The following is a 23,236-nucleotide window of genomic DNA, read 5'->3' on the forward strand; positions in this document are numbered from 1 at the left end:
CGGCCCGTTTTTCATTTCCTCCCCCCGGCCCGCGCCGCCGCGCCGAAAGCGCAGGTCAGCCGCGCTGGGCCCAGATGTTCGTGCCGGGGGTGGAGACGGCGTACGAATCGATCTCCTTCGACTCCCGCTCCGAGAGCGGCGCACCGGCCAGCGCGGCCACATTCTCCTCCAGCTGCTTCACGCTCGACGCGCCGATCAGCGCCGAGGTCATCCGCTCGTCGCGCAGCACCCACTTCAGCGCCAGCTGCGCCAGCGTCTGGCCCCGGCGCGCGGCGATGTCGTTCAGCCCGTTCAGCCGGCGGACCACCTCGTCGGACAGCAGCTCCGGATTGAGGGACTTGCCCTGCGTGGCGCGCGAACCGGCCGGGATGCCCTGCAGGTACTTGCCGGTCAGCAGGCCCTGCGCGAGCGGCACGAAGGAGATGCAGCCCATGCCGGCCTCCTCCAGGGTGTCCAGCAGCGCGTCCTCCTCCGTCCAGCGGTTGATCATGGAGTACGAGGGCTGGTGGATCAGCGGCCGCACCCCCATGTCGCGCAGGATCCGCGCGGCCTCGGCGGTCTGCTCCGACGTATAGGAGGAGACGCCGACGTACAGCGCCTTGCCCTGCTGGACCGCGGAGGCGAGGGCGCCCATGGTCTCCTCCAGCGGGGTGTCCGGGTCGAAGCGGTGCGAGTAGAAGATGTCCACGTAGTCCACGCCCATCCGCTTGAGCGAGGCGTCGAGCGAGCCGAGCAGGTACTTGCGGCTGCCCCACTCGCCGTACGGGCCGGGGTGCATCAGGTACCCGGCCTTGGTGGAGAGGACCAGCTCCTCGCGGTAGGGCGCGAAGTCCTGCGCGAAGATCTTCCCGAAGTTGAGCTCGGCCGAACCGGGGGGCGGGCCGTAGTTGTTGGCCAGGTCGAAATGGGTGACGCCCAGGTCGAAGGCCCGGCGCAGGATCGCCCGTTGGGAGGCCAGTGAGGTGTCGTCACCGAAGTTGTGCCAGAGGCCGAGGGAGACGGCGGGAAGCTTGAGGCCGCTGTGGCCGGTGCGCCGGTACTCCATGGAGTCGTAGCGTGAGGGCTCTGCCCGATAGGGATTGGTATCAGTCACGTTGTCCTCCCTATCACGGACTTGTGACAGACCGAATTGGGTAGCCCGTCCCACCGCCCAGTAATGTGGCGACCTCGGGGAGACCGCAATCCGCACGGGGGCATCGCACGGAGGGGCTGCAAGATCGTGAAGCTGCGCGACCTGGTGTACAGGCTCTATGCACGCCGGGTGGAAGGCCGCCTCGACCATGACGCGTCGCCCAAGCACATCGGCGTCATCCTGGACGGGAACAGGCGCTGGGCCAAGGCGTCCGGAGGTACGACGGAGCAGGGCCACCAGGCCGGGGCCGACAAGATCTCCGAGATGCTTGGCTGGTGCACCGAGACGGACGTCGAGGTCGTCACCCTCTGGATGCTGTCCACGGACAATCTGGACCGGCCGGAGGTCGAGCTCCGCCCCCTGCTCAACATCATCGAGAACACCGTACGGGGCCTCGCCGCGGACGGCCGCTGGCGCGTCCACCACGTCGGCAACCTCGACATCCTGCCCGCCAGGACGCAGAGCGTCCTGAAGGAGGCGGAACAGGCCACCCACGACGTCGACGGGATACTCGTCAACGTCGCCGTCGGCTACGGCGGCCGCCAGGAGATCGCCGACGCGGTCCGCTCGCTGCTGCTGGAGCACGCGGAGAAGGGCACCTCCTTCGAGGAACTCGCCGAGATCCTGGACATCGACCACATCGCCGAGCACCTCTACACGCGCGGCCAGCCCGACCCGGACCTCGTCATCCGCACCAGCGGCGAGCAGCGGCTGTCCGGATTCATGCTGTGGCAGAGCGCCCATTCGGAGTACTACTTCTGCGAGGTCTTCTGGCCGGCCTTCCGGAAGGTCGACTTCCTGCGGGCCCTGCGCGACTACGCGGCACGCCACCGGCGCTACGGCACCTGACCCGCCACGGCTAGGGCACCTGACCCCCGTACCCCTGACGCCCCCTCGGCCCCGCCCGTCACCCCCGCCCCGATTCTTCACCAGGGATTAACCGAGCGTCCGTCATATGCCAAGGTATGGCCTGGCTTGTTCGGGGAATACCTCATGCAGGTCGACGTCCGATCCACGGGTGTCGAGTCTCAGCGGACGGCATGGGGCCGTCCGCCCGGGAGGCCCTTTGCACCAGGACGCGCGTGCGGTTCGCACGGACGTAGTGGAGGGCCGGAAACCGGCCCTGGCACGGGTGCCGATGGCCGGTCCGGTCTTCATGGCCCGACCTCTTCCGAGGGGGTACGTCCTTCCGTGATGACCAGCACAAAGCGGCGCCTGCCCGACAGGCGCACCTACGTCCTCGACACCAGCGTCCTGCTGGCCGACCCCAACGCGGTCTCCCGCTTCGACGAGCACGAGGTCGTGCTCCCGATCGTGGTGATCACCGAGCTGGAGGCGAAGAGGCACCATCCCGAACTCGGCTACTTCGCGCGCCAGGCCCTGCGCCTGCTCGACGACTTCCGGGTGAGGTACGGACGCCTCGACGCCCCCATCCCGCTGGGCGATCTGGGCGGCAGCCTGCGCGTCGAACTGAATCACGCCGATCCGGGCGTCCTGCCCGCGGGCTTCCGGCTGGGGGACAACGACTCGCGGATCCTCGCGGTGGCCCGCAACCTCCAGGCCGAGGGCTTCGACGTCACGGTCGTCTCGAAGGATCTTCCCCTGCGCATCAAGGCCTCCTCGGTGGGGCTGATCGCCGAGGAGTACCGGGCAGAGCTCGCCATCACCGACGGCGGCTGGACGGGCATGAGCGAACTGGCCCTCTCCGGGGAGCAGGTGGACCTGCTCTTCTCCGAGGAGCGGCTCTACGTGCCGGAGGCCGCCGAACTGCCCGTGCACACCGGGCTGGTCCTCCAGTCCGAGCGCGGCAAGGCGCTCGGACGGGTCACGGTGGACGGCAATGTGAAGCTCGTACGGGGCGACCGCGAGGCCTTCGGGCTGCACGGCCGCAGCGCCGAGCAGCGCATCGCCCTGGACCTGCTCCTCGACCCCGAGATCGGCATCCTGTCGATGGGCGGCCGGGCGGGCACCGGCAAGTCGGCCCTGGCGCTGTGCGCGGGGCTGGAGGCGGTGCTGGAGCGCAGGCAGCACCAGAAGGTGATGGTCTTCCGGCCGCTGTACGCGGTGGGCGGGCAGGAGCTCGGATACCTGCCCGGCACCGAGGCCGAGAAGATGAGCCCCTGGGCGCAGGCGGTCTTCGACACCCTCTCGTCGGTCGCCGGGCGCGCGGTCATCGAGGAGGTGCTGAACCGCGGGATGCTGGAGGTCCTGCCGCTCACGCACATCCGCGGCCGTTCGCTCCACGACGCGTTCGTGATCGTGGACGAGGCGCAGTCGCTGGAGCGCAATGTCCTGCTGACCGTTCTGTCCCGGATCGGGGCCAATTCGCGGGTGGTCCTGACCCACGATGTCGCCCAGCGGGACAACCTGCGGGTCGGCCGGTACGACGGAGTCGTCGCCGTGGTGGAGAAGCTGAAGGGCCATCCGCTCTTCGCGCACGTCACGCTGACCCGCTCCGAGCGCTCGCCGATCGCCGCCCTGGTGACCGAGATGCTGGAGAACCTCTGACGTGAAGCGGGCAAATACCCCATAGCGAGAAGGTGAGTTGGCGCCGCCCGGCAAAGGCCCAGAGCCTAGCCGGGCGGCGTCGTGCCGCACAGCCCTTTGTCCAAATCGGCGGCGTCATACAAGGTGTGACCTTTCCCACGCAACGGAGAATTGCCCTTCGGCGTCGGGGTCCGGCAGAGTCTGTTCTCCGTCAGGCCCCGCATACGGCACACCTGTATCTCCCGTGAGGTACGCCCCGCAGCACCACAACTCCACCATCGTTCGCCGTATGCCGCCCGGAGCACTACGCGGCAGCCCCCGCAAGGGAGTTGCCCACGGGCCCGCGCCTCCAGTGACCGTGCAGCACGGAGGCCAGTGTCGAGGGGCACTTTTGCGTCCGCCCGGTCACTGCGGATGCTGCTGGAAGGACACCGTGTGAGCCGGATCTCGGTCCGGGGGTTCGCTGTGGCTTCGGCCACCGCGGTCACCACCGTTGGCGCAGTCGTGGGCGTCGCCACTGGCGACCCCTCCTCGAACGACCTTGAGACGACCGCGTCCGGTGCGACGCTCCTCGCAGACATCCCGGTCGGTGAGCAGGCGCAGGTGCAGAGCGCGTCCCTGACGCAGCAGGCCGACTCCATCGCCCACGCCGCCGACGCCGACGCCAAGCGCTCGGCCGAGGAGGCAGCCCGTATCCAGGCCGCCGAGGACGCCAAGGCGAAGAAGGCGGCGGCGGAGAAGGCCAAGGCCGAAGCCGACGCCAAGGCGAAGAAGGAACGCGAGGAGAAGGAGCAGGTCGCCAGCCGCTCCGCCGCCCGCGACGCCGGTGACTTCGCGGTCCAGAGCTCGTACACGGTCGCGCAGGTCAAGGCCATGGCCCAGCAGATGGTGCCGGCAGGCCAGTTCCAGTGCTTCTCGAACATCATCAACCAGGAATCCACCTGGAACTACAAGGCCGTGAACTCCTCCTCGGGCGCCTACGGCCTGGTGCAGGCGCTCCCGGGTTCGAAGATGGCCTCGGCCGGCGCCGACTGGCGCACCAACCCCGCCACGCAGATCAAGTGGGGTCTGAACTACATGAACGAGCGTTACGGCAGCCCCTGCCAGGCCTGGAACTTCCACCAGGGCAACGGCTGGTACTAGGCACACTCGGCGCCCGGCGCCGTCGGACTTCGAAGAGCCCCGCACCGTTCCCAGGTGCGGGGCTCTTCGCGTGTACGGTCCTTTCAGGTGGGTAACCGGCACAAGCGGGCGGGGGGGGAAGGGAAAGACATGGCGAAGAGGGCAGGCTGGCTCGGCCGGGTCGGGAGCAGGCTGAACCGGATGGAGGAGCGGCTCCACGCGCGGCGTGCCGAGGTGGAGGCCGAGGCCAGAGGAGACCTGTCCGACGATTCGGTCACGCCCGGCGCGCCCGCGGACGCCGGCTCGTCCGCCGGACTCCCCGCGCCCGCCGGGTCCACGGCCGGCGCCGTCCCGGGGCGTCCCGACCCCGCCAGCGTGATCCCGTGGGGCATGCGCGTCGCCGCCGAGGCCAGCTGGCGGCTGCTGCTGCTCGCCGGAATGCTCTGGGTGCTGATGAGGGTGATCAGCGAAGTACGCCTGGTCGTCCTCGCCTTCGCCGCCGCGCTCCTCGTCACGGCGCTGCTCCAGCCCTTCGTGGTCCGGCTGCGCCGCCTGGGCCTGCCGCGCGGCCTGGCCACCGCCGTCACCGCCGTCCTCGGCTTCGTGGTCATCGGGCTCGCCGGCTGGTTCGTGGTGTGGCAGGTCATGGAGAACCTCGACGACCTCTCCGACCGGGTCCGCGACGGCATCGACGAGCTGAAGCGGTGGGCACTGGACAGTCCGTTCCACGTGACCGAGAAGCAGATCAACGACATCGCGAAGAACCTCAGCGAGACCATCGGCACCAACACCGAGCAGATCACCACCGCCGGCCTGCAAGGCGTGACGGTGCTGGTCGAGGTGCTGACCGGCATCCTGCTCGCGATGTTCTCGACGCTCTTCCTGCTCTACGACGGCAAGCGCATCTGGACCTGGGTGCTCGGCCTGGTCCCGGCCGCCGCCCGGCCCGGCGTGGCGGGCGCCGGCCCGCGGGCCTGGCGCACCCTGACCGCGTACGTACGGGGCACGGTCCTCGTCGCGCTCATCGACGCCATCTTCATCGGCCTCGGCATCTACTTCCTCAACGTGCCGATGGCGGTTCCCCTGGCGGTCTTCATCTTCCTGTTCGCCTTCATCCCGCTGGTCGGCGCGGTGGTCTCCGGCGCCCTCGCGGTGGTCGTGGCACTGGTGACGCAGGGCGTCTTCAGCGCGCTGATGGTGCTCCTGGTGGTCCTGGCGGTGCAGCAGATCGAGGGGCACGTGCTCCAGCCCTTCATCCTGGGCCGGGCGGTACGGGTCCACCCGCTCGCGGTGGTGCTCGCGGTGGCCGCCGGCGGCATGGTCGCGGGCATCGGCGGAGCCGTCGTCGCCGTCCCGCTGGCCGCCGTCACCAACGCGGTGGTGGGCTACCTGAAGGCGTACTCGCGCGACCGGCTCCACCGCGGCTCCGGAGTGGTGGGACCGGCCCCGCACGGCTCCACGGCTCTGGGCAGCACACCGCACGGGGACAGAGGGGAACACGGGTGATCGGCGAGCCCGAGCTGGACGGCGCGTGGGAGTCCGCGCGGCCGCCCGAGGAGGCGCGGCCGCCCGCGGAGGGCGGGCGTCGCGGGCCCGGCCGGCCGTGGTGGTGGGCCCTGGCGGCGGTGGTGGCCACCTCGGCGGTGTGGGCGGGCGGCCTCTACGCCTACGGGGACCGGCTGACGGCGCCGCAGATCCGCTACCGGGTCTCGGAGGACCTCTGCCAGCAGTTGAAGGCGCCGGCCCTGTCACAGGCGCTGGGCGACCTCGCCGATGCGGCGGAGCCCCACCTGGAGGGCCGGCATCCGGCCGTGGACTGGGCGATGTGCAGCCGTTCCAGCGACAGCCGGGCCGGTCAGGACTCCTACTTCATCCAGGCCGAGTACGAGCTGCACAAGAAGGCCGATCCGGCGGTCGAGTTCGAAGTCGGCACGAAGCACGACCGGATGGCCGTCGGGAACAGCGGCGGTGAGAGCCCCTGGGAGCCGGTGGCGGGCCTCGGCGAGCAGGCGCTCCTGGGCAAGTCCTCGACCGACGCCGATCTCCACCTGAGGGTCCGCGACGGCGGAGCCGTCTTCATCCTGCGGCTGGTCTTCCTCGACGTAGGGGGCCGGGAGGAGGAGGGCGGCGTGAGCGGCGGGGGGCCGGCGCGGCCCCGGCCCGACCGGGAAGCCCTGAAGACCGCGATGACCGAGGACATGCGCGCGCTGATGGCTGCCCTGAGGAAGTAACGCGCGGGCCCCCGCCGCCGGTGTCCGGCTGCGGGGGCCCTGATCGCCGTACGGAACCCGTACGGAACCTCGTACGGACCCGGTGCGGATCCTCGTACGGGGGTACTGCTGCTCGTACGGGGTGCTGCTACTCGGCGGCGAGGGCGGCCTCGGCGTCGAGGGTGACGGCCACGGCCTGGATCACCGAGGCGATCTTGAAGGCCTCCTGGACCGTCTCGCGGCCGACGCCGGCCTTGCGCAGGACCTGCTCGTGCGAGTCCAGGCACTGCCCGCAGCCGTTGATCGCGGAGACCGCGAGCGACCACAGCTCGAAGTCGACCTTCTCCACGCCCGGGTTGCCGATGACGTTCATCCGCAGACCCGCCCGCAGGGTGCCGTACTCCGGGTCGGAGAGCAGGTGGCGCGTGCGGTAGAAGACGTTGTTCATCGCCATGATCGCGGCCGCGGACTTGGCGGCGGTGTACGCCTCCGGCGAGAGGTTCGCCTTCGCCTCCGGTTCCAGCTCACGCAGGACGCGCGGGGAGCGGGCGGCGATCGCGCAGGACAGGACCGTGCCCCACAACTGCTGCTGCGGGAGGTCGCTGTTGCCGATGACCGAACCGAGGTTCAGCTTCAGGTCCTTGGCGAAGTCCGGTATGGCGGACTTGAGGGAGTCGAGGGACATCCGTCACTCACCGGCCAGCAGCGCGCCGGCGTCGAGGGTGTTCTCGCCCTTGGTCCAGTTGCAGGGGCACAGCTCGTCGGTCTGCAGGGCGTCGAGGACCCGCAGGACCTCCTTGGGGTTACGGCCCACGGAACCGGCGGTCACCATCGAGAACTGGATTTCGTTGTTCTGGTCGACGATGAAGACGGCGCGCTGGGCGAAGCCGTCGGCGCCCTGGACGCCGCAGTCCTGCATGAGCTCGTGCTTGGAGTCGGCCAGCATCGGGAAGGGCAGGTCACGCAGGTCGGCGTGGTCCTTGCGCCAGGCGTGGTGCACGAACTCGGAGTCGCCGGAGACGCCGAGGATCTGGGCGTCGCGGTCGAGGAACTCTTCGTTCAGCTTGCCGAAGGCAGCGATCTCGGTCGGGCAGACGAAGGTGAAGTCCTTCGGCCAGAAGAACACCACACGCCACTTGCCCTCATAGGTCTTGTGGTCGATCTGGGCGAACTCGCTGCCGGCTTCGAGCGAGACGCAAGCGGTCAGATCGTAGGTGGGGAACTGGTCGCCGACAGTGAGCACGTGCTCTCCTTGCTGCGGGGAAAATGACCCTTTTGGTCGTCTTCCGAGGGGGTTGGACGGATCTCACATGCTGACACAGCTGCATTGATTACGGAAATAGCTACTCTTGAGGCGAGTGATCGGAGGTGCCTATCAGTGGCTGTCAGTAATAGGGGTACGAAGCACGGTGCGACCAAGCAGCCGACGCTGGCGCAGCTGCGCGCCTTCACCGCGGTCGCCGAGCACCTGCACTTCCGGGACGCCGCCGCGGCCATCGGCATGAGCCAGCCGGCGCTGTCCGGAGCCGTCTCCGCGCTGGAGGAGGCCCTCGGCGTGCAACTGCTGGAGCGCACCACCCGCAAGGTGCTGCTCTCCCCGGCGGGCGAGCGGATCGCGGCCCGCGCGCGCCTCGTGCTCGACGCCGTGGGGGGACTGCTGGAGGAGGCCGAAGCCGCACGGGCCCCCTTCACCGGAGTCCTGCGGCTCGGGGTGATCCCCACGGTGGCCCCGTACCTGCTGCCCACCGTGCTCGGGCTCTTCCACCGGCGCTACCCCCGGATGGACCTCCAGGTGCACGAGGAGCAGACGGCCTCGCTGCTGGAGGGCCTGGCCGGCGGGCGGCTGGACCTGCTGCTGCTCGCAGTGCCGCTCGCGGTCCCCGGCATCACCGAACTGCCGCTCTTCGACGAGGACTTCGTCCTGCTGGCACCCCGGGAGCATCCGCTCGCGGGACGCCGCGACATCCCGCGCGAGGAACTGCGGGGCCTGCCCCTGCTGCTGCTGGACGAGGGGCACTGCCTGCGGGACCAGGCCCTCGACATCTGCCGCGAGGCGGGCCGTACGGCGGGCGCGGCCGTCACCACGACCGCCGCCGGACTGTCCACCCTCGTACAACTGGTCGCCGGGGGACTGGGCGTGACGCTGTTGCCGCGCAGCGCCCTGCGGCTGGAGACCGCGCGCAACGAGCACCTCGCCACCGGGTACTTCGCCGAGCCGGCCCCCTCGCGGCGGATCGCGCTGGCCATGCGCACCGGGACGGCCCGCCAGGAGGAGTTCGGCACGATCGCGGCCGCCCTGCGCGAAGCCGTGCGCCCGCTCCCGGTGTGGCCCACCGACTGACTGGGGCCGCTGACTGGGGGAACGGGCGTACGGGAGTACGGGACCGCGGGCGGGGGCTACTCCGTACGCAGGCCCTCCGGGCGCATCAGGCGCAGCAGCGCCGGCAGGCTGAGCAGGGTCACCAGGGCGACCACGCCCGCGCCGACGCCCGTCATCGCGGCGACCGGGACCCAGTCGATGTGGACGGGACGGCTGGTCATGCGCAGCAGGACCGCCCCCAGCCCCACGCCCACCACCGCCGCCAGACCCAGGCCGAGTCCGATCGGCAGGGCCGTCTGCCACAGCACCGACAGGCTCAGTGTCGAGCGTTTGGTGCCGAAGGCGACCAGGGAGGACAGCAGCTTCCCGCGCTCGCGCAGCTGCTCCAGCTGCGCGACCAGCAGGCTGGTACCGATCAGGACCAGGACGGCGGTCGCACCGAAGAACAGCCCGGACCGGATGGAGGCGTAACCGGCCGCCTGTTGGGTGGATTTGAGCCTGATCGGGCCGGCGAACGGGTCCGCCTTGAAGGCGGCCGTACGGGCCCGCTCCAGGGCGTCCGGGACGGATTCGTCGAGCTGGAGGAAGACGCGGGCGACCGGAGCCGAGCCCATGCCCCGGGGCGCGGCCGAGGGGGTCACCAGCAGACCGCCGTGCACCGCGCCGACCGGATCCTCCCGGCCGGTGACCGTACGGGCGGTGGCCGGGAAGGTCCACTCGACGGCCTTGCCGAGGTGCTCGTAGCCGTGGACGTTGCCGGCGAACAGCTTGGCGCCCGGCTCCGCCGTGGCATCGTCCGCGCCCTCCCCGGCCGTGGGGGCGCCGGTCAGGACGAAGGCGTCGCCGTCCTGGCACGAACCCAGTTCCGCGACCTCGCGCAGTGCCTCGCAGGTGCCGGTGGTGACACTGATGACCGGGCCCGGCTCGGGGGTCCGGTGCGCGGCGCTGAACGTGGTCAGCGGGACGGTCTGGGCGATCCCTTCGGCCCGGGAGACCCTCTCGGCGAGGGCCTCGGCCCGTGTTTCGGTGCCGTGGGGCAGCAGGATGGAGACCGCCGCCCCGGAGGGGCCCTGGCCGGTCTCCTCGGTGTAGTCGTCCTCGACGCCCGAGAAGAGCATCTGCAGGGCGATGGCCCCGGCGACGGCGACGGCGATGCCGTTGACCAGCCGCGCGGCGCCGCCGCTGCCGACCTGGAGGCGGCGGACCGCCAGCTGCCAGGAGACCGGGCCGCCGGACATCCCGACGACGCACCGTTCCAGCATCCAGGGCAGCAGGGCGGTGATGCCGACCAGCAGCAGGACCACGCCACCGCTGACCTGCCACTGGTTGAAGTCCCCGTGGTCGTTGCCGCGTCCGGACATGGGGGCGAGCAGGCCCAGTCCGCCGACCGGCAGCAGCAGCCGCCACCAGACGCGGCGCCTGCTCGGCTTGGCCGTACGGATCACACCGAGCGGCTCGATGACGACGCCGCGCAGCGCGAACAGGGTCACCGCGACGGCCGCCGCGGGCACCGTGACCGCGACGAGCACCGCCAGCCACACCGACGGATCGAGGTCGGCCGGGAAGACGCTGCGCTGCTGGAGGGTGAAGCTGCCGACGAGCCGGCGGCCGGTCAGGAAGAAGACGACGCCGAGGCCCAGGCCGGCCAAGGCCCCGCCGAGCGCCTCTCCGGCGGCGATCCGGCGCACCATGCGCCTGTCGGCTCCGATGAGGCGCAGCGCGGCGAGCCGGCGGTCGCGGCGCTCGCCGCCGAAGCGGACGGCGGTTGCGATGAAGACGGCGACCGGCAGCAGCAGGGCGACGAAGGTGAGCACGACCAGCAGCATGAGGACGGGGTCGAGTTCCTCGCGCTCCGCCTCGGAGAAGCCGGTCACGCGCTTGACCCGGTAGTCCTCGGGGCCGCTCGGGGAGAGCTGTGCGTGGCCGGCGTAGAAGTAGAGCTCACCGGGGCCGACGAGGCCGGCGTCGCCGATGGTCTCGGTGATCCTCCCGTCGAGGCGTTCGCGCAGGAGCTTTCCCTCCGCCGACCGCAGCAGATCGGCCAGGGCGGGGGAGACGGCCATCTCACCGGGGCCGGGAATCCTCGTCAGGCCGGGCGGCACGGGAGCGTCCGGGCCCTCGGCCCGGACGAGCCTGCCGTCGAAGTCGGTCCCGTGGTAGGTCTGGTGGGCGTTCGCGATCAGCAGGGTGCCGCGTCCGGGTGCCTGCGCGGTGGGCGAGGCGAGCGTCGAGCGGGCGTCCTCCCGTTCGTGGCGGGCGGTGAGGGCGCTGGGCAGTGCGGCGCTGATCAGCAGCAGCGCGACGCCGAGGCCGACGCCCGTCCCGGTGAACAGGGTGCGCATCCAGCCCTCGCGGCCGCCGCCGAAGGCGAACCGGGCACCCATGGCCAGCTCACGGGCGGCTGCGCGGAGCCCGCTCATACGATGCGCTCCATGTCGCGGGACCGGCCGTCGCGTACGACGATCTCGCGGTCGGAGTACGCGGCCACCCGGGTCTCGTGCGTGACCAGGACGACGGCCGCGTTGGTGGAGCGGGCGGCCTCGGTCAGCAGCCGCATCACCAGTTCGCCGTTGAGCGAGTCGAGGGCGCCGGTGGGCTCGTCGGCGAAGACGACCCGCGGGCCCGTGACGAGGGCGCGGGCCACGGCGACGCGCTGGCCCTGACCGCCGGAGACCTCTCCCGGCCGCTGGCCGGCCACGTCCTCGACCTGGAGCCGCTCCATCCAGCCCAGGGCGCTCCGTTCGGCCTCCTTGCGTTTGACGCCGCCCAGGCGCAGCGGAAGGGCGACGTTCTCCACGCAGGTCAGCTCCGGTACCAGCTGCCCGAATTGGAAGACGAAGCCGAAGTCACCGCGCCGCAGCGCGCTGCGCCGGGCGTCGTTCATGGCGGACAGCTCCCGCCCGGCGTACGTGACGGAGCCGGAGTCGGGCGTGACGATCCCGGCGAGGCAGTGCAGCAGGGTCGACTTGCCCGAGCCGGAGGGGCCCATGACGGCGACGACCTCGCCGGGGTGGATCGAGAAATCGGCGCCGTCGAGCGCGCGGGTGGTCCCGTACGCCTTACGGAGGTCCGTGGCGGCGAGCAGGCTGCCGGCCGGGGTCATCGGCGTACCTCCCGGGCGAGTTGGTCGAGGCGGGCGGTGGTGAGTTCGAGCCACCGCAGGTCCGCCTCCAGGTGGAAGAGGGCGTGGTCGCAGACGAGCTGGTCGGCGATGTCGCCCTTGCGCTTGCGCTGGGTCAGGATGCGCATCAGGCGCAGGTGCTCGGCCCGCTGGGTGTCCAGCAGCTCGCCCGCGCTGCGGCCGGTGAGCAGGGCGAGGACGACTTTGGTGTAGAGCGTCGAGTGGAGGTAGGGCTCGGGCTTCTCGGGTTGCGAGAGCCAGGTCTCGACGTCGGTGATGCCGGCGTCGGTGATGGCGTACCGCTTGCGCTCGGGGCCGCCGCCGCTCTCGATGCCGTCGACCTCCACGAGGCCGTTCTTGAGGAGGCGGGACATGGTCGCGTAGACCTGTCCGTAGGCGAGGGGGCGGTCGTGGCCGAACATCTCGTCGAAGGCGCGCTTGAGGTCGTAGCCGTGGCGCGGGCCGGCCTCCAGGAGGCCGAGCAGAGTGTGACCGATGGACATGCGGCCGACAATACACGGTGTGTATACGCGTGTTGTATAGCTGGGGTGCATAGCTGCCGGAGCACGGGCCCTCGGGCCGCTCGGCGGCCGCAAGGCGAACGCCGCACGGGGGCCGGATCGCTTCGGTGCGATCCGGCCCCCGTGCGGCGTCGTGCGGCGTCGGGTGGCAGCGGCGGTGTCAGTCCGTGGGCTTCGGGGGCCGGCCGCGGCGCGGGATCGGCGCCCGGCCGGGAGGCAGCCGGCCGGCCTCGGACAGGGCGCGGCGGAGCAGGAACTCGATCTGGGCGTTGGCGCTGCGCAGCTCCTCGCCCGCCCAGCGGGCCAGCGCGTCGTACACCTGCGGGTCGAGCCGCAGCAGTACCTGTTTGCGCGCCTGCCGGCCCGCCCGGCTCTGCTCGCCGCCGGAGGTCACTGGTACAGGGTGCCCGCGTTGACCACGGGCTGGACCGCGCGGTCCCCGCAGAGGACCACCATCAGATTCGAGACCATGGCGGCCTTCCGCTCCGGGTCCAGGTCCACGATGTCCTCCTCCGCGAGGCGCTTGAGGGCCAGCTCGACCATGCCGACCGCACCCTCCACGATCTGCTTGCGGGCCGCCACGACCGCGCCCGCTTGCTGGCGCTGGAGCATCGCGGAGGCGATCTCCGGAGCGTACGCGAGATGCGTGAAGCGGGACTCGATGATCTGGACACCGGCCGCCTCGACGCGGGCGTGGAGTTCGACGGCCAGCTTCTCGGTGATCTCCTCGGCGTTCCCCCGCAGCGACAGGCCCCCCTCCTCGTGGGCGTCGTACGGGTACTCGATGGCGATGTGACGGACCGCCGCCTCGGTCTGGGTCTCGACGAACTCCGCGAAGTCGTCGACCTCGAAAGAGGCCCGGGCCGTGTCCTGCACCCGCCAGACCACCACGGCCGCCAGCTCGATCGGGTTGCCGTAGGCGTCGTTCACCTTCAGGACGGCCGTCTCGTGGTTGCGGACCCGCGTGGAGATCTTCTCGCGCGTCATCAGCGGGTTGACCCAGCGCAGTCCGTCGACGCGGACCGTGCCCCGGTAGCGGCCGAAGAGCTGGATCACCCGGGCCTCGCCCGGCGCCACCATGTTCAGCCCCGTCAGCCCGATGAGGGAGGCGATGATCAGCAGGATGCCGCCCGCCACCACTGCGATCCGGAGGCCGAGACCGAGCGCCGACATCGCACCGGCGGCGATCACGCCCACCCCCGCGAGCACGGCGGCCAGTCCGACCAGCAGCGCCAGGCCGCCGCCCGTGCTGCGCGCGGTGAATTCCCGTATTCCGTCCGGTGCGACGGCTGGAGTCGTGGCTGGATTCGTCATCGTTCCCCCGGTGTGTCGGTCGCGGCCGGTCGGACCGCTTAGCAAAGTGATATCACTTTTTTGAGGTCCGGCAACCTTTCTGCCCGCTCCCGCGTCGGTTCCCTTGATGTGGGTGCTGATTCTCACGTCCGAATTGACCGGTATTGGCCTTGCTTGGCCAACCTTTGTCACAGCCTGTGGTGTTAGCTTTCTCAGCTGACGTCGGGGGAAATCGAGCGGAGCGGGAGCGATGGGCCGAGCAGAAGCACGTAAGGCGCAGCAGCAGCGCGGTGCGCGGCGGGCGCCGAGCGGACGCGCCAAGGGCAGGGAGCGTTCCGGCAAACGCTCGGGCATACGCCGCTTCTTCACGTGGAAGAAGATCCTCGGCACCTGCTTCGGGCTGATCCTGCTCGGTATGGCCGCGCTCGTCGGCCTCTACTTCTACGTGGACAAGCCCGACCCCAACCAGCACGCCACGCTCCAGAGCAACGTGTACAAGTACGCCGACGGGTCGATCATGGCCCGCACCGGCGAGGTCAACCGCGAGATCCTGCCGATCGACAAGATCCCGAAGGACGTTCAGGCGGCGTTCATCGCCATCGAGAACAAAAGCTTCTACGAAGATCGCGGAGTCGACGTCAAGGGCCTGGCGCGGGCCGTGTGGAACACGGTCAGCGGCCAGGGCAAGGCCGGCGGTTCGACGATCACCCAGCAGTACGTCAAGAACTACTACCTGAACCAGGACCAGACGGCGTCCCGCAAGCTCAAAGAGCTGGTGATCTCCCTCAAGGTCGACGCCGACATGGAGAAGGACGAGATCCTCGCCGGCTACATGAACACCAGCTACTACGGCCGGGGCGCCTACGGCATCCAGGCCGCCGCGCAGGCCTACTACGGCGTCGACGCGGAGAAGCTGACCCTGGAGCAGGGCGTCTACCTCGCCGCCGTACTGCAGGCCCCCAGCCAGTACGACCTGGCCGTCGCCGGCAAGCGGGCCAGGGAACTGGTCAACGTCCGCTTCAACGGCACCCTCGCCAACATGGTCGACATGGGCAAGCTGGACGCCGCCAAGAGCAAGGAGCTCAAGCTCCAGGAGCCGATCAAGCCCAAGCCCGCCCCCGGCATGGAGGGCACCGTCGGCTACCTGGTCCAGGCTGCGAACGACGAGCTCAAGAAGCAGGGCGTCCAGCCCGAGGCGATCACGGCCGGCGGCTGGACGATCACCCTCTCCATCGACAAGGAGAAGCAGGCGGCGCTGGACAAGGCGGTCCAGGACGAGCTGGAGTCCAAGCTCGACCGCAAGGACACCGCCAAGCGCCCCGTCGACCAGAACGTGCAGGCCGGCGCCACCTCCGTGGACCCGAAGACCGGCGAGATCGTCGCCATGTACGGCGGCACGGGCGTCTCCGACCACTGGTCGAACAACGCCCTGCGCACCGACTACCAGCCCGGCTCCACCTTCAAGCCGATCGTGCTCGCCTCCGCCCTGGAGAACAAGGCGACCACCCAGGAGGGCAAGCAGATCACGCCGAACACGCTCTACGACGGCACCAGCAAGCGGGCGGTCGTGGGCAGCAAGATCCCCTTCAACCCGCAGAACCAGGACGACAAGGACTACGGCGACCCGTGGATCACGGTGCAGGACGCCACCAACGACTCCGTGAACTCCGTCTACGCCCAGATGATCGTTGACGTCAAGCCGAGCAACGCGAAGAAGACGGCCCTCGCCCTCGGCATGCAGAACCGTGAGGGCTGGCCCGAGGACCCGGCCACCTCGCTGGGCACCATGAGCGCCAACACCGTGGAGATGGCCGCCGTCTACGCCACCTTCGACAACCACGGCAAGAAGGTCACGCCGAGCATCGTCAAGAAGGCCGAGCACAAGGACCGCGAGTTCACGCCGGTCCCGGCGGTCGGCGGACAGGCGATCAGCCGCCAGACCGCCGACACGGTGACCAAGGTGCTGACCGGCGTCGTCAACGACGGCTCCGGCTCGAAGGTCAAGAGCAGCGCCTACGAGGCCGCTGCCAAGACCGGTACCACCGAGTCCAATGTGGCCGCCTGGTTCACCGCGTACACCCCGGAGCTCGTCACCGTCGTCGCGATGTTCGGAGAGGAGCCGGGAACCGGCAAGCAGGTCACCCTGACCGGCACCGCCGGCCTGGGGCGCGCGGGCGGCTCCAGCTTCCCCGCCGCCATCTGGAAGGCCTACACGCTCGCCGCGCTCAAGGGCGAGAAGACGGGCAAGTTCGATCTGTCGGAGGCGGAAATGGGCGCGGTGGTCACGCCCCCCCGCAGCGTGACCCCCAGCCCCCCGCCGAGCCAGTCCGCCTCCAGCGCTCCCGCGACCCACAGCCGGTCGCCGGAGAACACCCCGGACCCGACGAAGAGCGCCACCAAGTCGCCGGACCCGAGCGGCAGTCCCACGAAGCCCGATCCGAGCAAGAGCTCGCCCAAGCCGGATCCGAGCAAGAGCTCGCCGAAGCCGTCGGACCCGCCGCCGATCTTCCCCGAGCCGTAGGGCGGCGGACACCGACGGACAACGACGGAGCGCCGCCCCGCAGTGTGAAGACTGCGGGGCGGCGCTCCGTCGTTCTCCATCGCCGGCGGCTTCGTCGTCAGCGGTTCGACAGGTCAGCGCCGCTCGGGGGCGGCCGGCAGGGCGAGCTCGAACCAGACCACCTTTCCGCTGCTCAGGCGCGTGGCGCCCCAGCGGCGGGCCAACCGGTTGACCAGGAACAGGCCCCGGCCGCCCTCGTCGGTGTCCCGTGCCCGGCGCTGGCGGGGCAGTTGCGGGGAGTCGTCGCCGACCTCGCAGCGCAGTACGTCCGTTCGCAGCAGGCGCAGCGTCACGGGCCGTTCCGCGTACCGGACGGCATTCGTCACGACCTCACTGACCAGCAGTTCCAGGGAGTCGCTGAGCTCCTCCAGGCCCCACCGGGTCAGGGCGCGGCGGGCGAACCGGCGGGCCCGGCCCGGAGCCGTCTCCTCCGGATCCAGGAACCAGTACGCCACGTCACTGGGCGCGATCCCCTCGAAGCGGGCCGCGAGCAGCGCGATGTCGTCGTCCCGGTCGCCGGGCCCCAGCATGTCCAGGACGTCGTCGCACAGGGCCTCCAGCGGCGGCGGATGGTCCAGGCCGGTCAGCTGGGCGGTGGTGGCCAGCCGCTCGCGGAGCTGCTCGATGCCGGTCCACACGTCGCGCAGGCGCGATTCCACCAGCCCGTCCGTGTACAGCAGCAGCGTGGCCCCGGCGGGCGCGTCCAGCTCCACGGCCTCGAAGTCCACGCCGCCGACGCCGATGGGGGCGCCGGGCGGTACCCGCAGCACCTCGGCGCGGCCGCCCAAGTGCAGGAGCACCGGCGGCGGATGGCCGGCGTTGGCGATGGTGATCCGGTGCGATACGGGGTCGTACACCGCGTACAGGCAGGTGGCCATGCGGTCGGAGCCGAGCCGCTGCGCCTGCTCGTCCAGGTGGTGCAGCACCTCGGCCGGGGGAAGGTCGAGCTGGGCGAGGGTCTGGGCGGTGGTGCGGAGCTGGCCCATGATCGCGGCGGAGGTCATCGAGTGGCCCATGACGTCACCGACGACCAGCGCCACCCGGCTGCCGGGCAGCGGTATGGCGTCGTACCAGTCGCCGCCGACCCGCGCCGTCTCGGCGGCGGGCAGGTAGCGGGAGGCCAGGCGCACCCCGGTGGGCTGGGGGAGGCTGTCGGGCAGCATGGTGCGCTGGAGTTCGTCGGCGATGTACGCCTCACGGCCGTACAAGACCGCCTTGTCGATGCCGAGCGCCGTGTGGGTGGCCAGCTGGGCGGCGACCAGGAGGTCGTTCTGCTCGAAGGCGGGACGCTCCGGGCTGCGCAGGAAGACGGCCGCGCCGATCACCCGGCGGCGGCCGCGCAGCGGCGCGAGGATGGCCCGCTGGCCGCGCGGAAGGGGATGCTCCGAGCCGAGCAGCTCCGGCAGCGCGGCCTTGGCGCCGGGGGAGGACCCGAAGACGGGCCGTACGCCGCGCAACACCTCGGCGAGGGCGCCGCCGGGCCGGATCTCGCACAACTCGGCGGCGGGCAGGTCGCCTTGCGGGCCGAGCAGCGGCAGCTGGCTGAAGTCCAGCCCGCCCCCGGCGGCTCCGTCGACCCCCGTTGCCCCGGTGGCTCCATCGGCCCCGGCGAGGTCCGTGCCCGCGCCCGCGCCCGCGCCGGTGGTGGTGCCGCCGTCCGTGAACTCCTCGATCGGCCTGAGCCGGTCGGTCCGGCGGAGCCTTAAGACGACCGGGCCGACGGGGCGCTCGTCACCGACCGGGAGCGGGTCCCTGAGGTAGACGAGGATGGCGTCGGAGAACGTCGGCACGGTGGCCCGGCACAGGCCGAGCACGATCTCGTCGAGGTCGATGCCGCGGGCGATGCGGCGGGTGGCGGCGCCGACGAAGCGCAGCCGGTCCCCTTCGCGGCGCGCGACGGTGTCCCCGGCCGCGGCGGCCGGTATCCCGGTCCCGCCGCCGTGCCGCTCTCCCGCGGCGGTGGGCGCGTACTCCTGCCCCTGGCCGGCGGAGCCCTGCGCGAGGCGCGCGGGCCCGGGAAGGCGCCCGGCCTGTCCGTCCTCGCGCGTGCCCGGCTCCCGCGCACCGCCGGCGGCGCGGGCCGCCGGGATCCCGGGGCGGGTGGCCTCGACGGCCGGGACCGGGGCCTTGCCGTGGCCGGGCTCGTCCGTACCCGCGCCCGAGGCGGCGATAGCCGCGGCGCGGGCCAGGTCGGCGCGGGCCGCGCCGGAGCCGGCGGGCAGCTCGGAGCCGCCCGGTGCCGGTGTCGCGGCGGCCGCGGCAGGCTGCGGGCCCTCCTGGGAGGTGGGGTACTCCGTCACGCGTGGAATTCCGTCCGTTTGCGCTCGATGTGCGCTGCACACAAGTCGGTCAGTCGCGGTATACCCGCTCAGCGGCCGGGGCACCATCGCCCGCGATACCGCTTCCCCCTCGTTACCTCGTTCTGGGTTGACCTCCGGTCAAGTCCCGCATACGCACGACGCCCTAGCGCACCGCTCAGGGCGCGCGACCTCGCGGAGGACGATCCTACGGTTGAACCCCGGGGGCGCATCAAGGGTCTCATGACCTGATATGGGCCGGGGTGCGGTACCAGTCCTCCGGCAGTACGGGGACGGTCCAGGCCGGATCCGGCCGCCAGTCCTGCCATCCCTCGGAGAACGGCGCCCCCCAGGCCTCGATCACCTCGACCGCCGCCCGCCCGGCGGCCCGCACCCGCCGTGCCTGCTGCCGGTCCATCAGACCGGCGCGCTGGGCCTGTGCGAACTCGTCCTCGTCCAGCCACTTCCAGCTGCGGTCCGGATGCACGGCGATGTCCAGGAAGTGGTCCTGCGAGTCCACCCCGCCCGCCCAGCGGGCACGCGGCTCCTCCAGGTTCACGTACCAGTTCTTGAACCGCCAGCCGCGCTCCCAGAAGAGCCACACCGACCAGGGGTCGCCGGGCCGGGCCAGCTTCAGCACACCCGTACCGAACCAGCGCGAGCGCACGGTGGTGCGCGGCGCGGTGTAGCGGGTGGCGAGCGGCTCCGCGTGCACGGGGGTGCCGTCCGCGAGGACCGGTTTGACGCATTCGGTACCGGGGGCCATCCACACGGCCAGCAGCTCGTCGGTGTCCTGCACCACGGTCACGGGACGGCAGATGTGCAGCTGGCCCCGCGCCGCCGGATCCTGGTCGCGGTAGCGCCAGAGGATCTGTTCCCCGGGGACCCAGCGCGCGCCCGGCACCTCGCCCCGTACGTCACCCCGTGCCGCGTCCCGTACGTCGCTCCGCGCCTCGCTGCGCACGTCGCCCCGTGCCGCGCCGCCCCTCGCTGGCCTGAAGGTACCTGTCATGCGCAGATCTTAGGGTGGGGGCCCTCGTGCCCGCTGCGGCGAAGGTCACCGGGGAGTCGCGGGACCGGAATCGACCGGATCCGGACCCTGGCGGCGCCGCCCGGGCTGAGTGTCAGGGGCGCGTCATACGCAGCACGTCCAGGGCCTCGTCCAGCTGCTCCAGGGTGAGATCGCCGCGGTCGACGTAGCCGGACTCCAGCACCACCTCCCTGATCGTCTTCTGCTCCGCGAGGGCCTTCTTGGCGACCTTGGCCGCCTCCTCGTAGCCGATGTAGCGGTTCAGCGGGGTCACCACGGAGGGCGAGGATTCGGCGTACTGCCTGGCCCGTGCCGTGTTGGCGGTGATCCCGTCGACCGTGCGGTCGGCCAGCAGGCGACTCGCGTTGCCGAGCAGCCGGATCGACTCCAGGAGGTTCCTGGCCATCACCGGAAGCATCACGTTGAGTTCGAAATTGCCGGCCGCCCCCGCCACCGCGACGGCGGCGTCGTTGCCCATCACCTGGGCGGCGACCATCAGGACCGCCTCCGGGACGACCGGGTTGACCTTCCCGGGCATGATCGAGGACCCCGGCTGGAGATCGGGGAGATTGATTTCGGCCAATCCGGTGCGCGGACCGGAGGCCATCCACCGCAGGTCGTTGGAGATCTTGGTGAGGGAGACGGCGACCGTGCGGAGCATGCCCGAGGTCTCCACCAGCGCGTCCCGGGCCCCCTGGGCCTCGAAGTGGTTGCGGGCCTCGGTCAGCGGCAGGCCCGTGGTGGCGGCCACTTCGGCGATGACGGCGGCGGAGAAACCGGGCGGAGTATTGATCCCGGTGCCCACCGCGGTGCCGCCCAGCGGCAGTTCGGCCAGGCGCGGCAGGGCCGCCCGCAGCCGCTCGACGCCGTAGCGGAGCTGGACCGCGTACCCGCCGAACTCCTGGCCCAGGGTGACCGGGGTGGCGTCCATCAGGTGGGTCCGCCCGGCCTTGACCACCTGCTGGAACTCGGCGGCCTTGCGCTCCATCGCGCCGGCGAGGTGCTCCAGGGCCGGGATCAGCTGCCCGGTGACGGCGGCGGTGGCGGCGATGTGGATGGAGGAGGGGAAGACGTCGTTGGAACTCTGCGAGGCGTTGACGTGGTCGTTGGGGTGGACCGGGCGCCCCAGCCGTTCGGAGGCCAGGGTGGCGATGACCTCGTTGGCGTTCATGTTGGAGGAGGTCCCCGACCCGGTCTGGAAGACGTCCACCGGGAAGTGCGCGTACCAGTGCCCCTCGGCCACCTCTTCGGCGGCGGACCGGATGGCGTCGGCGACGTCCTGGTCCAGCACGCCGAGGCGGGCGTTGACCACGGCGGCCGCGGCCTTGATCCGGGCCAGTGCCTGGATGTGGGCGTCCTCCAGCCGCTGCCCCGAGACGGGGAAGTTCTCCACCGCGCGCTGGGTCTGAGCTCGCCATTTGGCGTCCGCGGGGACCCGTACCTCACCCATGGAATCGTGCTCGACGCGGTAGCTGCCGGGCTGCTGATCTGCCGTCATGTTTCGGGTCTCCTCTAAAAGTTGAGCAATTGTCTTGTTCGAAGTGTTCCCAAGTCACCTACCGGCCAGTAAATACCGGGGGTAACACTGACACCGGGGAGGCGTTCATGGCACGCGCACGTACGAAGCCGAAGCCAAGGCTCAGATCTACCTTCGCCGCGGTCGCGGCGTTCGCGGCCGCCCTCGGGGGCGTCACCGCCATCACCCCCATGGCCCAGGCGGCCACCCCCGCCCAGGCCGTCGTCCCCCTCTCGCCCGAACTGGAGGCCATCCGCGCCGCGGAGGCCGTCAAGATCTACGGCGATGCGGCCATCCGTCCACCGCAGGAGCGCAAGACGGGCCTGATCTCGCTGGGCGACAGCGAGATCTCGGGCGAGGGCGTCGGCAACTACGACCCCGCGACCAACACGCCCGCCAACCAGTGCCACCGCTCGCCGGACACGGCGATCCACCGCACCGGCATCCAGGCCGACCTGACCTTCAACGTAGCCTGTTCCGGCGCGTCCAGCGGCAACATCAAGATAGGCGGCGCCAAGCAGTACGCCGACGAGCTGGTGCAGAGCGACAGCCTCGCGATCAAGGCCCGCAACACCAGGATCAAAATGGTCCTGCTGGTCGCGGGGGCCAACGACGACCTGCAGTTCGGTCCCGTCATGACGGACTGCGTGACCCGCTGGGTCCTCAGCCAGGGCGCCTGCGAGCCCAAGTACGCGCCCGGCTGGCAGGCGCGCGTCGACGGACTCAGGCCCAAGGTGGAGTCCACCGTCGCGGACCTGAAGACCGTCATGCGCGGCGCCGGTTACGCCGACTCCGACTACAAGCTGGTCCTGATGGGCTACCCCAGCCCCATCGGCCCCGACTTCTACGACAACCCCAGCTTCCCCGGCAAGCTGCCCGGCGGCTGCGCCGGCTACGACTCCGACGCCCGCTGGGGCCGCGACTACGCGGTGCCCGCCTTCGAGAAGGGCATGCGCCAGGCGGCCCGCAACTCCGGCGCCCTCTACCTGGACAACTCGCGGCTCTTCCACGGCCACGAGGTGTGCATGGAGGACGCCTGGGCCCGCGGCCTCTACCTGGACCTCGCGGACCACTTCCCGTGGGACGAGAACACCGCGCGCCAGTCCTTCCACCCCAACTACCGGGGCCACGGCGCCTTCGCGTCCTGCCTCACCCAGCTCTACGCCTCCGGCCTGCGCGAGGCCTCCTGCGCCGACCCGGCGAGCACCGGCACCCCCGTTTTGCAAGCCGGGGCCTGGGACGACAAGTTCAAGCCACTGAGGAACGAGGCGACCGGCAACTGCCTCGACGCGAAGGGCGGCTCCAGCGCCAATGACACGGCGATCGTGGGCTGGGACTGCCACGGCGGCCGCAACCAGGGCTGGTGGTACGACGCCGCCCGCGGGTCCCTCCACATCGAGCTGACCCAGGACCGCTGCCTCGACGCCCCCGGCGCCTCCTACGGCAGCGGCACCGGCCTGATCCTCTACAACTGCCACGGCGCCGCCAACCAGCGGTTCGTCCGTGACGGCGCCACCATCCGGCCGGCGGCCGCACCGGGCATGTGCCTGACGGTCGCCGCCGCACACGATCCGCTGCGGCTCCGCCCCTGCGACGGCTCGGCGACCCAGCGCTTCACATAACCGCC

The 23,236-nt window shown here is 71.1% G+C and carries 19 protein-coding genes; 8 read left to right on the top strand and 11 right to left on the bottom strand.

What is annotated here, in order from left to right; genetic code table 11:
- Positions 1-55: 55 nt before the first annotated feature.
- Positions 56-1,093, bottom strand: a complete 1,038-nt coding sequence (gene mgrA / locus ACWDX7_RS01845; RefSeq protein ID WP_451490269.1) for an L-glyceraldehyde 3-phosphate reductase — start codon at positions 1,091-1,093, stop codon at positions 56-58.
- 126 nt (positions 1,094-1,219) lie between these two features.
- On the opposite strand from mgrA, the gene ACWDX7_RS01850 reads away from it, so the two are divergent.
- The 5 genes from ACWDX7_RS01850 (at position 1,220) to ACWDX7_RS01870 (ending at position 6,972) form a co-directional block, all read left to right on the top strand.
- Entirely contained in the window at positions 1,220-1,981 is a 762-nt protein-coding gene (locus ACWDX7_RS01850) for an isoprenyl transferase (protein WP_451490270.1), read from the top strand.
- 342 nt (positions 1,982-2,323) lie between these two features.
- Positions 2,324-3,640 (top strand): PhoH family protein, encoded by a 1,317-nt coding sequence (locus ACWDX7_RS01855; protein WP_451490271.1) that lies wholly within the window; start codon positions 2,324-2,326, stop codon positions 3,638-3,640.
- Between the two features lie 414 nt (positions 3,641-4,054).
- On the top strand, positions 4,055-4,762 hold the full coding sequence (locus ACWDX7_RS01860; RefSeq protein WP_451490272.1) for an aggregation-promoting factor C-terminal-like domain-containing protein: 708 nt from the start codon (positions 4,055-4,057) through the stop codon (positions 4,760-4,762).
- 129 nt (positions 4,763-4,891) lie between these two features.
- Positions 4,892-6,247 (top strand): AI-2E family transporter, encoded by a 1,356-nt coding sequence (locus tag ACWDX7_RS01865; RefSeq protein ID WP_451490273.1) that lies wholly within the window; start codon positions 4,892-4,894, stop codon positions 6,245-6,247.
- Positions 6,244-6,972: a hypothetical protein gene (locus ACWDX7_RS01870; RefSeq protein WP_451490274.1), complete on the top strand. Its 729-nt coding sequence runs from the start codon at positions 6,244-6,246 to the stop codon at positions 6,970-6,972. Before ACWDX7_RS01865 ends, ACWDX7_RS01870 begins: the two co-directional genes overlap by 4 nt.
- A gap of 127 nt (positions 6,973-7,099) precedes the next feature.
- On the opposite strand, the gene ACWDX7_RS01875 is transcribed toward ACWDX7_RS01870, so the two are convergent.
- Positions 7,100-7,636: an alkyl hydroperoxide reductase gene (locus ACWDX7_RS01875; RefSeq protein WP_451490275.1), complete on the bottom strand. Its 537-nt coding sequence runs from the start codon at positions 7,634-7,636 to the stop codon at positions 7,100-7,102.
- 3 nt (positions 7,637-7,639) lie between these two features.
- Entirely contained in the window at positions 7,640-8,194 is a 555-nt protein-coding gene (locus ACWDX7_RS01880) for a peroxiredoxin (RefSeq protein ID WP_451490276.1), read from the bottom strand.
- Positions 8,195-8,329: 135 nt separating this feature from the next.
- On the opposite strand from ACWDX7_RS01880, the gene ACWDX7_RS01885 reads away from it, so the two are divergent.
- Positions 8,330-9,292: a hydrogen peroxide-inducible genes activator gene (locus ACWDX7_RS01885; protein ID WP_451490277.1), complete on the top strand. Its 963-nt coding sequence runs from the start codon at positions 8,330-8,332 to the stop codon at positions 9,290-9,292.
- A gap of 56 nt (positions 9,293-9,348) precedes the next feature.
- On the opposite strand, the gene ACWDX7_RS01890 is transcribed toward ACWDX7_RS01885, so the two are convergent.
- The 5 genes from ACWDX7_RS01890 to ACWDX7_RS01910 all read right to left on the bottom strand — a co-directional run bounded on the left by ACWDX7_RS01890 (position 9,349) and on the right by ACWDX7_RS01910 (position 14,227).
- Positions 9,349-11,691, bottom strand: a complete 2,343-nt coding sequence (locus ACWDX7_RS01890) for an ABC transporter permease (protein WP_451490278.1) — start codon at positions 11,689-11,691, stop codon at positions 9,349-9,351.
- On the bottom strand, positions 11,688-12,374 hold the full coding sequence (locus ACWDX7_RS01895; protein WP_451490279.1) for an ABC transporter ATP-binding protein: 687 nt from the start codon (positions 12,372-12,374) through the stop codon (positions 11,688-11,690). The genes ACWDX7_RS01890 and ACWDX7_RS01895 overlap by 4 nt, the downstream gene beginning before the upstream one ends.
- Positions 12,371-12,895 carry a PadR family transcriptional regulator gene (locus ACWDX7_RS01900; RefSeq protein WP_451490280.1) on the bottom strand — a complete coding sequence of 175 codons (525 nt, stop codon included), beginning with the start codon at positions 12,893-12,895 and terminating at the stop codon, positions 12,371-12,373. The genes ACWDX7_RS01895 and ACWDX7_RS01900 overlap by 4 nt, the downstream gene beginning before the upstream one ends.
- A gap of 178 nt (positions 12,896-13,073) precedes the next feature.
- A complete protein-coding gene (locus tag ACWDX7_RS01905) occupies positions 13,074-13,307 on the bottom strand; it encodes a hypothetical protein (RefSeq protein WP_451490281.1) in 234 nt (77 codons plus the stop codon).
- Positions 13,304-14,227, bottom strand: a complete 924-nt coding sequence (locus tag ACWDX7_RS01910) for an SPFH domain-containing protein (RefSeq protein WP_451490282.1) — start codon at positions 14,225-14,227, stop codon at positions 13,304-13,306. The genes ACWDX7_RS01905 and ACWDX7_RS01910 overlap by 4 nt, the downstream gene beginning before the upstream one ends.
- A gap of 229 nt (positions 14,228-14,456) precedes the next feature.
- On the opposite strand from ACWDX7_RS01910, the gene ACWDX7_RS01915 reads away from it, so the two are divergent.
- Entirely contained in the window at positions 14,457-16,727 is a 2,271-nt protein-coding gene (locus ACWDX7_RS01915) for a transglycosylase domain-containing protein (RefSeq protein WP_451490283.1), read from the top strand.
- A 113-nt stretch (positions 16,728-16,840) separates the two neighbouring features.
- Here the strand turns inward: ACWDX7_RS01915 and ACWDX7_RS01920 are convergent, their stop codons facing one another.
- The 3 genes from ACWDX7_RS01920 to ACWDX7_RS01930 form a co-directional block, all read right to left on the bottom strand.
- The gene (locus ACWDX7_RS01920; protein WP_451490284.1) at positions 16,841-19,066 is read right to left on the bottom strand and encodes a SpoIIE family protein phosphatase; all 2,226 of its coding nucleotides are present in this window, start codon (positions 19,064-19,066) and stop codon (positions 16,841-16,843) included.
- 238 nt (positions 19,067-19,304) lie between these two features.
- On the bottom strand, positions 19,305-20,075 hold the full coding sequence (fomD, locus tag ACWDX7_RS01925) for a cytidylyl-2-hydroxypropylphosphonate hydrolase (protein WP_451490285.1): 771 nt from the start codon (positions 20,073-20,075) through the stop codon (positions 19,305-19,307).
- 112 nt (positions 20,076-20,187) lie between these two features.
- Positions 20,188-21,591, bottom strand: a complete 1,404-nt coding sequence (locus ACWDX7_RS01930) for a class II fumarate hydratase (protein ID WP_451490286.1) — start codon at positions 21,589-21,591, stop codon at positions 20,188-20,190.
- Between the two features lie 107 nt (positions 21,592-21,698).
- Here ACWDX7_RS01930 and ACWDX7_RS01935 point away from each other — a divergent pair, with 107 nt between their 5' ends.
- Entirely contained in the window at positions 21,699-23,231 is a 1,533-nt protein-coding gene (locus ACWDX7_RS01935) for a ricin-type beta-trefoil lectin domain protein (RefSeq protein WP_451490287.1), read from the top strand.
- The last annotated feature ends 5 nt before the right edge of the window (positions 23,232-23,236 follow it).

This window comes from Streptomyces sp. NPDC003034 (genome assembly GCF_053591375.1).